The organism is Streptomyces violens, assembly GCF_000717745.1.
In the GTDB taxonomy this organism is placed as follows: Bacteria; Actinomycetota; Actinomycetes; order Streptomycetales; family Streptomycetaceae; genus Streptomyces; species Streptomyces violens.
The window spans coordinates 276,138-291,001 of the sequence record NZ_JOBH01000009.1 but is presented as its reverse complement, the minus strand read 5'-3'; the positions used below and the strand labels follow the sequence as shown (position 1 = coordinate 291,001).

The 14,864-nt window shown below is 70.5% G+C and carries 14 protein-coding genes; 12 read left to right on the top strand and 2 right to left on the bottom strand.

What is annotated here, in order from left to right:
* Positions 1-78: 78 nt before the first annotated feature.
* Together IF04_RS0118980 and IF04_RS0118975 are read right to left on the bottom strand one after the other, a co-directional pair.
* Positions 79-444 (bottom strand): DUF4913 domain-containing protein, encoded by a 366-nt coding sequence (locus IF04_RS0118980; RefSeq protein ID WP_030258729.1) that lies wholly within the window; start codon positions 442-444, stop codon positions 79-81.
* A gap of 23 nt (positions 445-467) precedes the next feature.
* Positions 468-932: a hypothetical protein gene (locus IF04_RS0118975; RefSeq protein WP_245654438.1), complete on the bottom strand. Its 465-nt coding sequence runs from the start codon at positions 930-932 to the stop codon at positions 468-470.
* Between the two features lie 269 nt (positions 933-1,201).
* Here IF04_RS0118975 and IF04_RS35830 point away from each other — a divergent pair, with 269 nt between their 5' ends.
* The 12 genes from IF04_RS35830 to IF04_RS0118915 all read left to right on the top strand — a co-directional run bounded on the left by IF04_RS35830 (position 1,202) and on the right by IF04_RS0118915 (position 14,844).
* Positions 1,202-2,749 (top strand): conjugal transfer protein, encoded by a 1,548-nt coding sequence (locus IF04_RS35830; RefSeq protein ID WP_078600465.1) that lies wholly within the window; start codon positions 1,202-1,204, stop codon positions 2,747-2,749.
* 81 nt (positions 2,750-2,830) lie between these two features.
* Entirely contained in the window at positions 2,831-3,091 is a 261-nt protein-coding gene (locus IF04_RS0118965; RefSeq protein ID WP_030258718.1) for a TrbC/VirB2 family protein, read from the top strand.
* A gap of 65 nt (positions 3,092-3,156) precedes the next feature.
* Positions 3,157-3,693: a hypothetical protein gene (locus tag IF04_RS0118960; RefSeq protein ID WP_245654437.1), complete on the top strand. Its 537-nt coding sequence runs from the start codon at positions 3,157-3,159 to the stop codon at positions 3,691-3,693.
* Positions 3,694-3,700: 7 nt separating this feature from the next.
* A complete protein-coding gene (locus IF04_RS0118955; protein WP_030258716.1) occupies positions 3,701-6,685 on the top strand; it encodes an ATP-binding protein in 2,985 nt (994 codons plus the stop codon).
* Positions 6,686-6,717: 32 nt separating this feature from the next.
* Positions 6,718-7,356 (top strand): hypothetical protein, encoded by a 639-nt coding sequence (locus IF04_RS36665; protein WP_157847679.1) that lies wholly within the window; start codon positions 6,718-6,720, stop codon positions 7,354-7,356.
* An 88-nt stretch (positions 7,357-7,444) separates the two neighbouring features.
* A complete protein-coding gene (locus tag IF04_RS0118945; protein ID WP_157847678.1) occupies positions 7,445-9,592 on the top strand; it encodes a hypothetical protein in 2,148 nt (715 codons plus the stop codon).
* A 69-nt stretch (positions 9,593-9,661) separates the two neighbouring features.
* Positions 9,662-10,291, top strand: coding sequence for a hypothetical protein (locus IF04_RS0118940; RefSeq protein ID WP_030258704.1), 630 nt, complete (start codon positions 9,662-9,664; stop codon positions 10,289-10,291).
* Between the two features lie 133 nt (positions 10,292-10,424).
* Positions 10,425-11,036: a hypothetical protein gene (locus IF04_RS0118935; RefSeq protein ID WP_030258701.1), complete on the top strand. Its 612-nt coding sequence runs from the start codon at positions 10,425-10,427 to the stop codon at positions 11,034-11,036.
* Positions 11,033-12,031, top strand: coding sequence for a hypothetical protein (locus IF04_RS0118930; protein WP_051831363.1), 999 nt, complete (start codon positions 11,033-11,035; stop codon positions 12,029-12,031). Before IF04_RS0118935 ends, IF04_RS0118930 begins: the two co-directional genes overlap by 4 nt.
* A gap of 97 nt (positions 12,032-12,128) precedes the next feature.
* Positions 12,129-12,671, top strand: a complete 543-nt coding sequence (locus IF04_RS0118925; RefSeq protein ID WP_245654436.1) for a hypothetical protein — start codon at positions 12,129-12,131, stop codon at positions 12,669-12,671.
* A 274-nt stretch (positions 12,672-12,945) separates the two neighbouring features.
* Positions 12,946-14,364: a WhiB family transcriptional regulator gene (locus tag IF04_RS0118920; RefSeq protein WP_051831362.1), complete on the top strand. Its 1,419-nt coding sequence runs from the start codon at positions 12,946-12,948 to the stop codon at positions 14,362-14,364.
* A 216-nt stretch (positions 14,365-14,580) separates the two neighbouring features.
* A complete protein-coding gene (locus IF04_RS0118915) occupies positions 14,581-14,844 on the top strand; it encodes a hypothetical protein (RefSeq protein ID WP_030258693.1) in 264 nt (87 codons plus the stop codon).
* Positions 14,845-14,864: the final 20 nt, after the last annotated feature.

Below are 14,864 nucleotides of genomic sequence, written 5' to 3'. Positions count from 1 at the left end.
CCGGAGCACCGCGGCACTTTCCTCTTCGGGGAATTCCTTTCCTCGAATTTCCTCGGCGAGGAAAGCCGGGGGTGGAAATCAGGACGGCCGCGGATCCACCGGCAGCGGATCGAACGGGTAGGCCGTGTGCCCGTCCTTGGGGGAGCAGGCGGCGAACGGCCCCACGTCCGGATCCATCAGTACGCGCAGATGGGGATCGGCGTGATGGAGCCACCAGGTCGACATGCCCAGCGCGGTGTCGTGCCGCAGATGCTCGAAGGCCAGCCAGACCGCCGACAGCCGGGCACCCGCCTCCGGGTGCTCCCACCAGCGCGGACACCAGGTCGCGACGGAGCCGTTGAGCCGCCGTCGCAGCACCTGGGCCAGGTAGTCGGACACGAACGCGTAGACATCGGGAAAGAGGAACTCCGCCTCGCCCTGGGAGGCTTCTGCTGCTGCGGACATGAGGTCTCCGGAGGTCAGGCGAGTCAGGCGAGGAAGACGCCGAGTACGAGGAGTGCCACGACCACCGCGCCCATGACGATGCGGGCCGTGGGGTCGTCCCGTTCCCAGAGGTCGTGGACCAGCGCCCAGCCGGTGAGGCGGGCGGCCCGGCCGTTGTGCATCGTGGCGTCCTCGGAGTCCTCGTCCGGCCCCTCCGTGTGCTCGGCGGCGCCGGGGGAGGCGTCGAGACCGGCGGGCACGCCCTGCTGCTCCTGCGCCACCAGCACCAGGGACTCCAGGAGTTCGGGCATGGTGTGCGGAGTGAGGGGGTACGCCACCGTGCCGTACGGCGTCTGCATGCAGAGCTGGGCCTGCCAGGGGTTGCCGGGCTGATAGCCGGCGACCCAGGCGTGCTGCGCCGCCAGCGTCTGCGGCGCGGCGGCGGGCGGCTGCGCGTAACCCTGGGCACGCGGATCGTCCGGCTGCGGGTGCGCGTACTGCTCGCTCAACTCTCGTCCTTCGCCAGGGCTGTCGGATCGGGGGCACCGGATGGACGGGCCCCGCCGCATTGTCGCGAAAGGCTGTGTCAGCGGCGGCGGACACGTCTTCGGTTTTCCTCAACCCCATTCCTCGCGTTTTCCTCTCGTCCGCCGGACGAGGAAAACAACGGCATTGCTGCGACAAGTATTTGCCACACTGCACAGGCACCTGGCTGAACGGGGGCCCGCCACGAACAATGCGGCGGCCGGTGACGGAACGCGTTGGAGAAACCGACTCGATGACAGACCACAACAGCCCTGCTGGCGCGGTCGGCGGTGGCCAGCCTTCCGGGCACCCCGCTCCCTTCGGTCATCCTGCGGAACAGCGCGGTGCCCAACAGCCGCCCCAGCAACAACAGCCGCAGCAGTACAGCCTGCCCTCGGACGCCGCGCGGGCGCAGGTCGCCGCGGCCTGGGTGCGCAGGGCGCCGCAGGCCGCCGTGCCGCCGAGCCAGGCGGCGGTCCCCACACTCCCGCCGCGCAGCTCCGCCGGCTCCGGCAAGGACGCCAAGAAGGAGAAGCGGGAGCGGGCCAGGGCCGAGCGCAAGGCGGAGTACGAGCGCAAGAAGGCGGCCCGGGAACAGCGCAGGACGGGCGGCAAGCCGGGCGCCGCCACCGCGGCGGCGGGCACCCCGGACGGCGCCACCGGCACCGGGAAGTCGTTCGACGTCCCCAAGGCCGGCGGCCGCATCCCGTCGGGCCGGCGTACCCACGTCGCGCTGCGTGCCACGCTGATGATCGCCACCTGTGCGCTCGCGCTCGGCTCCTGCGGCGTCATGGGCCTGGTGATCGGCAAGTCCGGCGCGCCGCAGGCGGCCGCCCTGGACGCCGCGGAGGCCGAGAAGTACCGGCTGACGCGGTTCCCGACGCAGGCCGCCGCCACGTTCGCCGAGCACTACGCCCTGCTGTGCCTGACCTACTCGCCGCAGACGTCGGAGAACCGGCGCAAGGCGCTGGCGCGGTTCGCCTCGGCGGGTGTGGACGCGGACTGCGGCTGGAGCGGGGACGGCAGCCAGCGGGCCGTCGTCGCCAACTGGGACGGCACCGTCGAGAAGCTGCCCGAGTACGGGGAGCACGGCCGCTACCTGGGCATCCAGGTCCGGCTGAGCGACGGCCGGCTCACCACCCTCTCCGTACCGGTGTACGTGAAGGACCTCGCGCACGGCGAGGGCCTGCGGATTGCCGGCAACGTCGGCGAGATGCCGCTGCCGGCCCGCGGCCCGGTCCCGCCGGTCGACGAGGACGACCAGGTCGTCGACGACGTCCTGTCCGCGCAGCTCCAGAAGAAGGTGCTGCCGGGCTACTTCGAGGCGTGGGGCCGCTCCGACGCCACGGCGATGACCCGCTTCACGACCCCGGACGCCACCTCCGCCGCCACCTCCGGCCTGCAGAGCGCGCTCGCCGAGCCGCAGGTCAACGAGGTCCAGGCGCTGGCGCCCGAGGGCTCCGACGACGGCGACACGATCTCGTACAGGACGGACCAGGCCGTACAGGCGCGGGTGACGGTCGACTGGACGGACGCCGACGGCGGCACCGTCCGGCGCGCGTACCGGATGACGGTCGTCAACACCGAACAGGGCTGGTTCATCAAGGACATCAGGGGTGGCGTCCTCGACCCGGAGGGCGGCGCCGCCGACGCGGGCGAGGCGACCCCGGCTCCCGAGGAGAGCGCCGGCGCCGGCGACGACGCGGAGACCGAGCCGTCCACCGAGCCCACCAGCGAGCCCACCAGCAAGAGGGACAAGGAGTCCGCCGGCGGCAAGAAGCGCGCCGGCAAGGACGACTGACCCGCACACCACAGGCCGGCGCCGTGCCGTCCCGGGCCGCCGGCCGCCCGCTCTCCCCTCAGTACTTGAAAGGAACACGCCATGTATCTGGCAGCCACCACCATGAACGAGATGTTCGGCAACATCCAGGACATCCTCCGCAACGCGGGCACGATGGTCGCGGTCATCGCCCTGCTGATCCTCGGTATCCGCATGCTGCTCTCGATGAAGCGCGGCGACGGGATGCGCGAGGCGTTCCAGGGCTTCGGCATGATCGCGCTGGCCGCGCTCATCATCGGTGGCGCCACCGGCCTCGCGTCCGTACTGATCGGCCTCGGCGAGCAGATCGGCGGCAAGGGCTGACCCGTTGGGCCCCCGGGCCCGCAGGATCACCCGATTCCGACCGCCAGACCTGAGGGGAGCGGCTGATGGCGCCCGAAGCACCCGAGTCCATGGTCGCCTACGACCACACCGATCTGCTGAACCGCCCCAAGCGGATCTGGAACTGGGGCAACATCCCGCTTCCCGGTCTGCTGCTGCCCGCCCTCGGCGCGGCCTTCGGCTTCGGCCTGGTGTGGCTGATCGCGCTGCTGTCGCTGTCGGCCTTCCTCCCCTTCCTCGGCCTGTCGATGTGGACGTCGATCCTGTACTTCGGACCGCCGTTCGCCATCTACTTCATCTGGGGACGCCCGCTGCCCTCGGCGCTCACGCTGAGCCAGCAGATCGTGGTCTGGGCCGACTACTGGTTCCAGCCCAAGCGGCTGCAGGGACTCTCCGCCGACCGCGAGCCGGAGGAGCTGCACTGGCAGGTCATCCTCTGGCAGCCGGGCTCACCACGCTGGCACTCGCGTTACGACCAGGCGCGCCGGGCCGCCGCCGAGCGCGGCACCCCTTTCTCGGCTTTCTCCGCAGGCACCGCCCGCAGCACGGCGGCCGGTGGCCTGACCGACACCACCGCAGGATGACTTCTCCATGTTCATGCTGATCCTTCTGGGCGGGGCGGCCGCCTTCTTCGTGGTCGCCATGATCATGGCGGCTGCCTCCAAGGGCAAAGGCCAGGGCCAGGGCACCCGTAAGCAGGCCGCGACACAGCGCACCAAGACGGCCCGCGAAGAGCTGCGGCTCCCGTACCGCTACGCCGACGACATGATCTTCGTCCACGGCAATTCCGTGTGGACGGGGCTCGTGCTGCCCACCGCCATCGACGAGTACCTCAGCGCCGCCGAGCTGCAGTCGATGGCCGAGGGGCCGGCGCGCGGGCTGCTCAGCCTCGCGCGCGGCGACCGCAACGTGGAGTGCCACTACCGCAAGGTCTACCAGCCCATCACGGCCCTGAACTGGGCCGAGGAGCTGAACGCGGTGGCCTGGGACCCGACCGAGAACTACAAGGCGTACAACCTCCGCAAGGCGGAGTACCAGGAGCGCATCGGCGCGATGCGCGAGCGCAACATCCTGCTGGTCAAGCTCGGTTCGCTCAAGCGCGGCGACAGCGGTGTGGTCGCCGAGGAGGACGAGCCGCACGAGGACCCGGGTCTGCTGCGCGGCGTGCGCGGCGTGGCCGACCAGGCCGCGGCCACCGCCACCGGCGTGAACGACGAGTACCTCTCGCCGATGGCGCTCGCGGAGTGGACGCAGGTCGCCACCGAGGTCCACGAGAGCCTGGAGGGCCTGCACGGCACCCCGCTCACCCGCGAGGAACTGGTCTGGCTCATCCGCAAGCCGCTCCACGGCGAGCTGCCCGTGCCGCCGGAGCCGGTGCTCGGCAGCCGCGCCTGGGGCCCCGACCAGTTCGACCTGGTCGTCGACTTCTCCGGCGAGAACCGCAAGACGCACATCGTGCTGCACCAGTACGACGAGGTCACCGGCGAGCGCCAGACCAGCTACACCACCACCCTGGTCGCCGCCAACTGGCCGGCCGAGACGCGCTTCCGGCAGAGCACCGCGTGGGCCCGGTACGCCGCCCAGCACGTCGAGTTCCCCGTCGAGATCGACATGCGGTTCACCCTGATCCCGTATCCGAAGTTCAAGGACCGCGCCGACAAGATCCGCGGCAACCTCGTCGACGAGATGAACGACATGGCGAACTCCGGCCGCCAGCCGGACACCAAGCTCGCCCACCAGGTCACCCGCGCCCAGAACCTCTGCGACGACATCGACGAGCACAAGATGCCGGGCATGGAGGCGCAGATCCGCTTCACCGTCTCCGCTCCGGACGTCAAGGAGCTGGAGCGCCGCCGCCGCATCCTGGAGATGCAGTTCAAGCAGGACCTGAAGGTGACGCTGCTGCGCCCGACCCGCCAGCAGTGGCGGCTCCTGCAGTCGCAGCTGCCGGGCGACGCGCCGAAGCTGCCCATCGCGCCCTACCTGCGCCTGCAGGAGGTCGAGCAGCTCGGCGCAGGCCTGCCCACGGCCGGTACCGAGCTGGGGGACAACCCCGAGCACCGCTCCGGCAAGCGGCTCGGCTGGGTGGGGAACCTCGTCGGCTGGGCGGGCAAGATGCCCGTGCACTACTCGCTGCACGTGGGCCCGGCCCGCAACGACGGCGGTGGGCTGGCCATCGTCGGCGCGTCCGGCGGCGGCAAGTCCTCGCTGGCGCTGCAGAAGTTCTACGAGGAGTCCGAGTCCGGCGTCCGCTGCCTGGTCATCGACCCCAAGACCGACTTCGCCCAGATGTGTTACTACCTGGGCTTCGGGGCCCAGGTGAACGATCCGGGGTTCGCGGGCGACGCGGAGGCCGGCATCCTCGGCACGCCGCAGAGCCGCTTCCAGCCCGTCAACCGGGAGTTCTGGAACGAGACCGAGGTCGTCGACCTCCTCAAGGGCCAGGCCGGCGTCCTCGATCCCTGGGTGATCGCCCGGGACGTCGCCTCCGGCCGGCTGCTCGCGGAGAGCATGCTGCGCGGCTTCCTCGGCGACGAGGACTACCAGCGGGTCCGGCTGCCCGTCATCGAGGCGATGGCGACCGTCGTCGGCTGGTACAACTCCGCCGTGCGCCAGGCCGTGGAGCAGGGCATGACCGCGCGCGACGCCGCGCAGCAGGTGCCGCGCCCGACGCTGTGGCAGGTCGTGGACGAGGTCGTCCGGGCTTACGACAATGCCGTCGCCTCGGGGGACCGGGAGGCCATCAAGGACCTCAAGCTGGCCCAGATGCTGCTGACCGAGCTGCGCACCCTGCCGTACGCGCGGCTCGCCTTCGCCGAGCGGCCGCAGCCGCTGTCCAGCATGCGCAAGCGCCGCACGGTGATCACCCTGCGCGGATTCCAGTCCCCGTCGGCCACGGACCCGCGCAACTGGAACCCCGCCGAACGCCTCGCCGCCACCGCGCTGATGGCGGTCGTCGAGCTCGGCAGCCAGATGCTGGACGTCGGTTACGAGAAGAACCCGGTCACCGGCGAGGTCGGGCTGCGCCCCAAGGCGCTCTTCGTCGACGAGGCGTACGTCGTCACCGCGACCGAGAGCGGCCGCGACCTCATGCGACGGGCGCTCAAGCAGGGCCGTTCGTACCTCGCCGTCACCGTGCTGATCACCCAGCAGGCCATCGACCTGGTCCAGATCGAGGACTCCGAAGCGCGCAGCGGTGGCGCCAACCAGATCCACACCGTCTTCGCCTTCAAGCAGAAGTCCGCACAGGAGGCCGCTCTCGTGGCCCCGCTCCTCGGCCGCGCCGAGGACGACCGGAAGGTCATCGACGCCCTGCAGGACCTGCGTACCGGTGTCTGCCTGCAGCGGGACGCGGACAAGCGGGTCGGCACGGTGGCCGTCGACCTGGTCTTCCAGGAGATCCTCGCCGCCACCGACACCAACGGCACCACCCGCCCGGCCCGCCAGGGCAAGAACCCACCCCTGAGCGTGTGGGAGTGGACGTATCTGCAGGAAGCGGCGGCGGACCCGGCCGCGACGGCGCGCGCCGCGGAGCCTGCCCCCGCGGGCACGCCGGGCAGCACGTCCGCCGCCTGAGCCGGACCACCCGAACGAAAGAGGTAAGAGCCATGCGGATGAAGCGAATGCTCCTGATCGGCGCCGCTCTGACCGCCCTGACGACGGTCGCCGCCTGCGACGGAGGCGACGCGAAGAGCGGCGGCGGCACGCACAGCGGTGCGGACCAGCAGAACGAGGGAAAGCAGGACGGCGGGCTGCCCAGCGCCTCGTCGCTCAAGAAGGCACAGGAATTCCTCCAGCAGCACGTCGACTGCTCGAATCTGAGCAACGACCCCAATGACGACCGTCTCAACGACCCGTTCGTCGACGACGTGTCCGACTCGGCGTCCGCCGAGGACAAGCGGGAAGCGGCGGCCTGGACGATCCAGGAAGAGGCGGTGTGCGGCACCGACTGGACGTCCAGCTATCTGATCTACCGCCCCAAGGACATGACGGCCTTCGAGCAGGCGTACAAGAACGACCGCGAGAAGAAGGTGAAGCGCGGCGTGATCGACGCCGGGCGCACCGACGGCAAGTTCTTCATGGGCAAGGACTTCGTCGTGGATTTCGCCGGTGAGGGTTCGGGCGGCCTGGAGAAGACCGGCCTGCTGCAGCTCAACTGCGCGCCGTCCTTCGCCCCGCCGAGTGGCTACAAGAAGGAGAAGGCCCATATCTCCGGATGCGTTCTGACCAATTACGTGGAGAACTGAGCCGGCCCCGGCCGGTACCGCCCTCTTCGCTCACTCATTCTCATTCGGGGGACTCCTTATGCTTCCGCGGCGCGCCATACGCTGGCGATTGATCAAGGTCGGCACGGCCGTGCGGGCCGGCCTGTTCGTGCTGCTGGCCCTGGCGGCCGTGCTGCTGGCCACCCCCGCGCCGGCCCAGGCCATGGCGTTCGCGTGCGACATCACCGGTGACGACAGCTACCAGATGGACACGCCGGGCAACAACGGTGAAGCGCTGATGCCGGCGGTCAAGCAGTGGGACCGCAACGCGAAGCCGGACGAGGGCTCGCTGACCGAGCGGGTGCGCGGCGGCACGGTCAGCGGTTCGGTGGAAATGCCGGGCCCGGCCGCGAATTACACGCTGTACGAGCTCAACGGCATGCGCGGCCTGAACTGGTCCATGACCTTCAAGGGGAAGGGCGATGCGGCCGAGGACAACGGCGAGTGGGGCAGTGGCGCCGATGAGTGCAGCGTCATGGACTACGTCAACAACGGCATCGCCGACAGCATTTTCAACGGCACCAAGATCCTCACGCGCGCGGCCATCTCCATCAAGGAATCGGCGTCCAACCCCAGCCCGCTGGCCGGCCTTTACGAGGGCCGCGACAACGTCGTACAGACGCTGAAGAAGAACGTCCTGCGGCCCGCCGTCCCCGTCATGATCGTGCTGACCGGTCTCTGGGTGTTCGGCAAGTGGCGCAAGGGCGATATGCGCGAGGTCTGGTCGGGCGTCGCATGGGCCGGCCTCACCGTGGTCGCCGTGATGGCGTTCCTGACGGGCGGCAATTACGACAAGGTCGTCAGTACGGCCGACTCGGGTATCGCACAGGCCAATTCGCTGCTGACCGAGGCCGTGCTGTCCGGCATTTCCGGCACGATGCAGCCGCCGTGCGACCTGCCGAAGGGCGTGCACAACCGCGGTATGCGGGTGTCGAGTTGCGCCATGTACGACACCCTGGCATTCCGGCCCTGGGCCCTCGGGCAGTTCGGTGACGCGGGCAAGGACTGCATCATCGACGACAAAAAGGGCTGCACCGCCGCGGACCCCGGCGAGACCTGCGACTGGGGCAAGGGAGCGCGCTGCCAGGACCTGCGCGTCCGCCATGCCGTCGCCCAGTCCGAGACGAACAAGGACCGCGGTAAGGACCTCAATAAATTCGAGGACGACTGGACCCCGATCCGCAAGGAAGTCGCCAGCGGAGACCACGGTGACATCTTCAAGGACTGGTCGGGACAGAACGCGGGCAACCGCGTCGGCATGGCCTTCTACTCCATTGTCGCGGCGCTGATCGTGGGCCTGATGGTCATGGTGCTCAGCGTGCTGACGCTGCTCTGGCACGCCGTCACGCTGATCCTCGTCGTGCTGCTGCCCCTGGTCGCGACACTCGGTATCCATCCCTCGCAGCAAAAACTGCTCAAGGGCTGGCTGGAGACATTCATCCACAGCTTTGTGCTGCGCGCCGGATTCGGCGTCATCCTCACGGTACTTCTGGTGCTTTACCAGATGATTCTCCCCGCGCAGATCGCGCTGGGCATGCAGCTTCTGCTGCTGCTTCTGGTGACCGTCGCGGTGGTGATGATGCTCAAGAAGCTGCTGTCCGGGAACTTCAGCCCCAAGATCGCCGGGGCCGAGGACGCGCTGGGCGTCGGAGACATGGCGAACGCCGCCACCAGCAAGTTCATCGACAAGAGCCAGAGCGGCGCGGGGACCGCCGGACGCGTCGGCGGGCGGGTCGCCGGCGGCGCCGCGGGCGCCGCCACCCGGTTCGCCGACCGCAAGCTGCTCGGCGGGAAGCTGGAGAAGGGCGGCTGGACGAACCCGACCAAGCGCCAGCAGCGGCAGAACGCCTACCAGGCGGCGGAAACCAGCAAGCGGCAGGCGGCACAGCTCGACGAGCAGACGCCGAAGCCGTCCTCGCCGCAGCAGCCGACGGCACCGACGGCACCGGCGACGGAGCAGACCGGCCCGAAGAAGTCCGCCCGGCCCCGGCTGAGCAGCAGCGGCCAGCAGCCGGCGCAGCCGTCCGCACCGCAGCAGCAGTACCAGGCACCTGCCCAGCAGCCACAGCCACAGCCGCAGCCGCAGCCGCAGCCGCAGCCGCGACCGGCACCGCAGCCGCGCCAGACGCCGCCGCTGCCGCCACAGCCGCACCCGCAGCCCCAGCAGCAGCCCCCGCAGCCGCCTCCGCCCCGCTCCGACGGCCGGATCCAGCACTAGGCGTCCGCCCCGGCCCGAATGAGGCCGCCCACCGACCCCTTTCCCACCCGCGTCCCAAGGAGGAGACCGTTGCCGAGTCTGATCGCCAATCGCCGCCCGCAGGAGCTGGGTGCGGAGCTGTGGTCGCTGACCGGACTCAACTGGGACGTCGTGTGGGCGGGGCCGCCGGCCGAGGAGGCCGCACGCCGGGAGTGGTGCGCGGCGTTCGGCTGGCAGCCGCTGTGGTTCGAGGCCGGCCAGTACGTCCGGACCCGGCAGGGCGGAAAGCTGCGGCTCGGTTCGACGGCGTACGGGCGGCCGGTCACCCGCGTCGACTACACCTCGTGGGCCGTCCGGTCGACCTCCGTCGAGGAGAACGCGCAGGTGACCGAGGCACTGCTGGAGCGCTGGCCGTCCTGCCTCGCCGCCGCCACGACCGTTCTGGGGCCGCCGGTCTGGAGCGGCGCCTGGGACACGGAAGGCTTTCCGCAACTGCCGGGCCACGGCTTCGACGGCGACGGGACATGGCGACGGGAGAACCAGGACCCGCACCGCCTCGCGCTGTGGTCCTTCCGGACGCCCGGCGCCCCCCTCTTCTCCCTCCGGGCGAACCTCGGGGCGGGCGTCGCGACCGGCCAGGGTCCCGGTGAGGCGCGGATCTCTCTCGTCTGCCACGGCCCGGAGGCCCCGGACGACCAGGGACCGGGGTGGCTGCTGTGACGTACGACGGAGGGGGCCGGCCGAAGCTACCGGCCGACGGGGCCATGGTGCGAGGATCTTCCGAGCCGGGCAGAAACCGGCGAATCCGGCCGGTCCGGGCCGATGTGACGTACGAGTGGAAGGCAGTGACAGGATGCCGACGGTGACGGAGGAGCGTCCGCCGCAGGCTCTCGCCGAAGAGCTGCGCGGGCTGACCCATGTCGACTGGCCCGCGGTCTGGGCCGGTCCGCCCAACCCCGGCCAGGCGCTGGACGACTGGTGCGCGCTCTTCGGCTGGCGGCCGCTCACCGTGGAGCGCGTCCTGCGGGTGCGAACCTCGACGGGAGCGGACCTCACCCTGGAGCCCCTCGTCTCCGGCGGCTGGAGCCCCGTGCGCTCCGTGACGTTCACGGTCCGGCACCTGAACGCCGACACACAGGACGAGAACGACCTGGTACTGGAGCAGACGGCCGACGTGTGGCCGGCGTACGAGGCGGCTGCCCGCGAGGTGCTGGGCGCGCCGGAATTCTCCGGGACCTGGGACGATCCCGCCTTTCCCGAGCCGCCGAACGACCGGCACTGGCTGCCGTCGCGCGACTTCCGGCTGGGACGTCGTGACCCGTACCGGATGGCCGTGTGGAGCGCCAAGGACCCGGAGGGGCCGGTGACCGTGCTGACGGCGAAGAGCGGCGGGGTCACGCGCAGGGGAGTGGGGAAACGAGGCGTCATGATCAATGTGCACTGCTATCCGCAGGACTCGCTGTGAGCGCGCCGTACATCCCGGAGGACATCGGCAGACGCGCCCTCGGCCTGCGCGATGCGGACACCCCGGCGACCGATGAGCAGGCCGGGCGGATCGCCGACCGCATCATGACGGCGGCCGACCGGGTGGGCATGAGCGTCCCGGAGTACGTACGCGAACGCGCCCGGCGGCTGAACGTCACCCCGGAGAACCCCGACGTGAAGTCGGCCTTCTGGTCCTTCGAAGTACCGCACCCCGACCTCCCGCCGGGCAAGGCGCTGTCGAACATGTACATCGCCGAGGCCTGGGCGGAGTCCGAGAACGAGAAGGTGCCCGGGTCGGCCCGCTACCTGGAAGGGACGCGCGGCGGCCGGGCCCTCGGCAACCTCCGGCTGTGGGACACGGCGGTCCACCGGGAGCTGAACCTCCAGGGCGACGAGGGCTGGGACCTGGCGAAGTCCGCCTGGTCCACCCTCTCCCAGCGGTACGCCGAGGCGGCCAAGGGCGAGGTCGTGGTGTTCGCGCAGACGGCCTTTCCCGGCACGGTGCTGCAGACCACCGAGCTGCCCGCGCTGCGGACCAATCCCGAGGTCGGGCTGGACAACATCAAGTTCGCGTACGCGGCACCGGACGACTGGCCGCCGGTGGCGCGCGAGGAGCTGGGTACGGACGCGGTGCGCGCCCAGGCGCAGTTCGCCCTCAAGGACAAGCCGCTGCACGTCGACCCGGCGGAGTACGCGGCGAAGCCGGCCGAGGAACGGACTGCGGTACTGGGCAAGCTGTCGGCGGATGTCGCGGAGGCCGACGCGTCGCACGTACGCCTCACGCCGCCGACCGCGGGAACGGAGCTCGCCGGCGCGCAGCAGGAGGGCCCGACTGCTCCGACTCCCGTATGGCAGATGGGCTTCACGCCGCGGCCGACAGCGGCGGCGAAGGGCACCTCCGCCGCGCCGGTGGCCGCCCCGGAGCCCGCGGGGCCGGTCGTGGGCAAAGCCGTGACCGGAACGGGACTCGGATGACCCGCGGGCCGATGGGAAGCATATGAAGACCACGGAAAAGACCGTCGGAGCACTGCTTCGCCGACTGGTGCGCCAGGACCGGGAGGACCACCTCGCGGTGAAACTCCTGCCGCGCATCGTCTTCGGAATCGCCGCCGCGTTCACCCTGTTCCATGTCGCGTCCTCCAGCGTCGCCGCCTTCACCGGTGTTGCCGTGCTGCTGGCTGTCGCACTGCTCTGCTGGCTGCTGCGGCACCGGAAGCAGTTGCTCCTCGCGCTGATCGCCACCCCGGTCACCGCGGCCGTGACCGGGTACCTGACCGCGGTCGGTGATACGGCACGCGGTGTCACGGGCGATATGATCGGTGGTCAGGCGGTGTTCGGCTACTGGGCGCTGGCCGGCATGGCCCTGCTCGGCGCCTGGATGCTCAAGGAGCACCCGGGACGGCGCGGTGTCACCGTTCTGCTCGCCGACGGGGTGCTGATCATCGCGTCGTTCGTCGGAGCGCTGGTGCCGTCGGTGGCCGTGCCGATCGGTTTCCTGGGCGTACTCACCGTACTGGCGCTGCGGGGCCGGGGAATCGCGGTATTGCGTCGCCGCTTGTCGGCATGCGCGGCCTTTCTGCGACGTGTCGGAACTCACGCGCGCACCGGCGACTGAGCCCGTCGTGAGAATTCTGTTACCAATTTGTACGCAGAACTCTGATCGTTTGCAGTCGCGTTGTACTTCGGAAAGGGCATGCCCTAGAGTCCCGTCGAACATTAGATTGTTTCGGGGGATTCAACTTATGCGTACGGTCGACCGTACGGCGCCTGCTGCGCTGTCCGCGCCATCCGATGATTCGCCGGCTCTGCCGTGTCAGCGACGCTCCGACCTCTTTCACCATCCCCTCCTGGAGAATCCTCCGGTGGGGGACGGAGTTTCGCGTGCGCAGATGCGGGAATTCGAAGCGCTGGCCGCAACGGCCCGCGAGATGTGCGCCTCGTGTCCGCTGTGGGCCGAGTGCCTGCAGAGCGCCGTCGTGCATGCCGATCCTTATGGGTACGCGGCGGCCACCACCGCCGACGACCGCCGCTGGATGCGGCGTGCGCTGAAGATCGGAGACGCCGGAGGAAGCCTGCGGCCGTCGGGCACGGACCCGGGCACGCTCGGCGAACTGACGCGGGAACAGCGCCGTCATCCGGACGCCAGCCAGCGCGAAATGGCTGTTCGGCTGGGGTGCAGCCGCAGCACCGTCTCCCGTCGGCTGGCCCAGGTGAGGGCCCGGACGGACGACTTCACCCGGCGCCCGCGCCGCGGCGAAACGCCCGGGCCCGAACTCGGCGCGATACTCGACGCCTTCGACGCGCTGCAGGAACACCTGGCCGCGGACCGCGGAATATCGGTACGCGTCGGAGGGGCCCGGAGCACCCGCACCGGAGCCGCGGGAACAGACGCGGCTCTGCATTTGCGATTTCATGAAGCGAACGGGGGATTCATGTCCGGAGAGAGCGAGCGAAGAATCGCGTTCTCACTGGGAGACCCGGCGGCGGCGGTACGCCAGGCGGTGCTGTGGCCGCTGGCCCGTACGGCCGCACCCGCGCTGGCGGGCGCCGAGAATCTCGTCGCCATGCTCATCGCCGCCCCGGGCAGCGGGGTACGGCCGGAGACGCTGACCAGCGTCCGGCTGGCGCGCCGGGCCGTCGAGTCGCTGCTGCCGGACGAGCCGGAGCCGGCCGCCGACGCGGAGAGCCTGCTCCAGGGGTCGGTGTCGGTGGAGCTCGCGACGACGAACCCCATGGCCGCGCTGCGGCAGGCATTCCTCGTACCGCTGCTGCGCCACCTGGTGAGCTCGCTCGCGAACATCGAGACGGTGGGCACCATGCTCGCGGCGGTGCCCGGCGCCCAGGACGCCGTGAAGGAGATCGGGACGATACGCACCGCCCGGCAGTACCTGGAGCGCCAACTGGCCGCGGGGGGCTGGGAGGACGAAGCCGCCGGGCTTCCGGCGGCCGTGCCGTCCGGCCCCTCGGCGTCCCGGACCGCCGGTGCGGCAGACGGCGAAGTACGCACGGGCCGGGACCTGTTGCAGGCCATCCCGGCGCAGCTCCGTACCCTCAGCATCCGGGCGGCCGTCGAGCAGGCGGTGACCACCGTCCCCGAGCCCTTCACCGGGCGGGATCTGATCGAGGAGGTCGCCGCACGGAGCGGTACGACGCTGCCCGGTGAGTCCGCCAAGGCCGTGAGCAATGTACTCTCCGCCATGGTCAAGTCGGGGCGTCTGCGGCGGCTTTCCCGGGGGACGTACGTGCGTGCTCAGGGGCCGGCCGCCGATGCCGGGGCCGCCGGGGCTCCGGACACGCCCGAGACCTGAGAGCCTGTGTCATAACCCCGGCCGGGCGCCCGCCGCCTGGCACGCACTCTCGCGGCGTTGCCAAAAGGCCCTAGTAGCTCCGCTACGAGGACCTTCCGGCGCCTTGCGATAGCACGCACCAGACGACGTTCGCTGACCCGACCAGGGTTATGACACAGGCTCTGATCCGCGAGGTGGCCCGCGCCCCCGCCGGCCCGGAAGAAGGACGACTGCAGCATGAGTGAGATGGCCCAGCCCTCGGTCCCCGCCCACCCGGGCGACGCGCAAGTACGGGTGTTCTCCCCGAACGCCGGACTGATCGACGGGGTACCGATCACCGCGCCGCCGTACGGCGACATCCAGGAGGTCGTCATCTCGATCCTCCAGCAGCGGGCACAGCAGCTCGGCGGCCCGACGCCGGCGCTGATCATGGACGACCGCTTCGGCAGCCAGATCCGGCTCCTCGTCCACCCCGACGGCGCCACGGAACCGCTGGACTGACGCGCGGCGCGGACGCAACT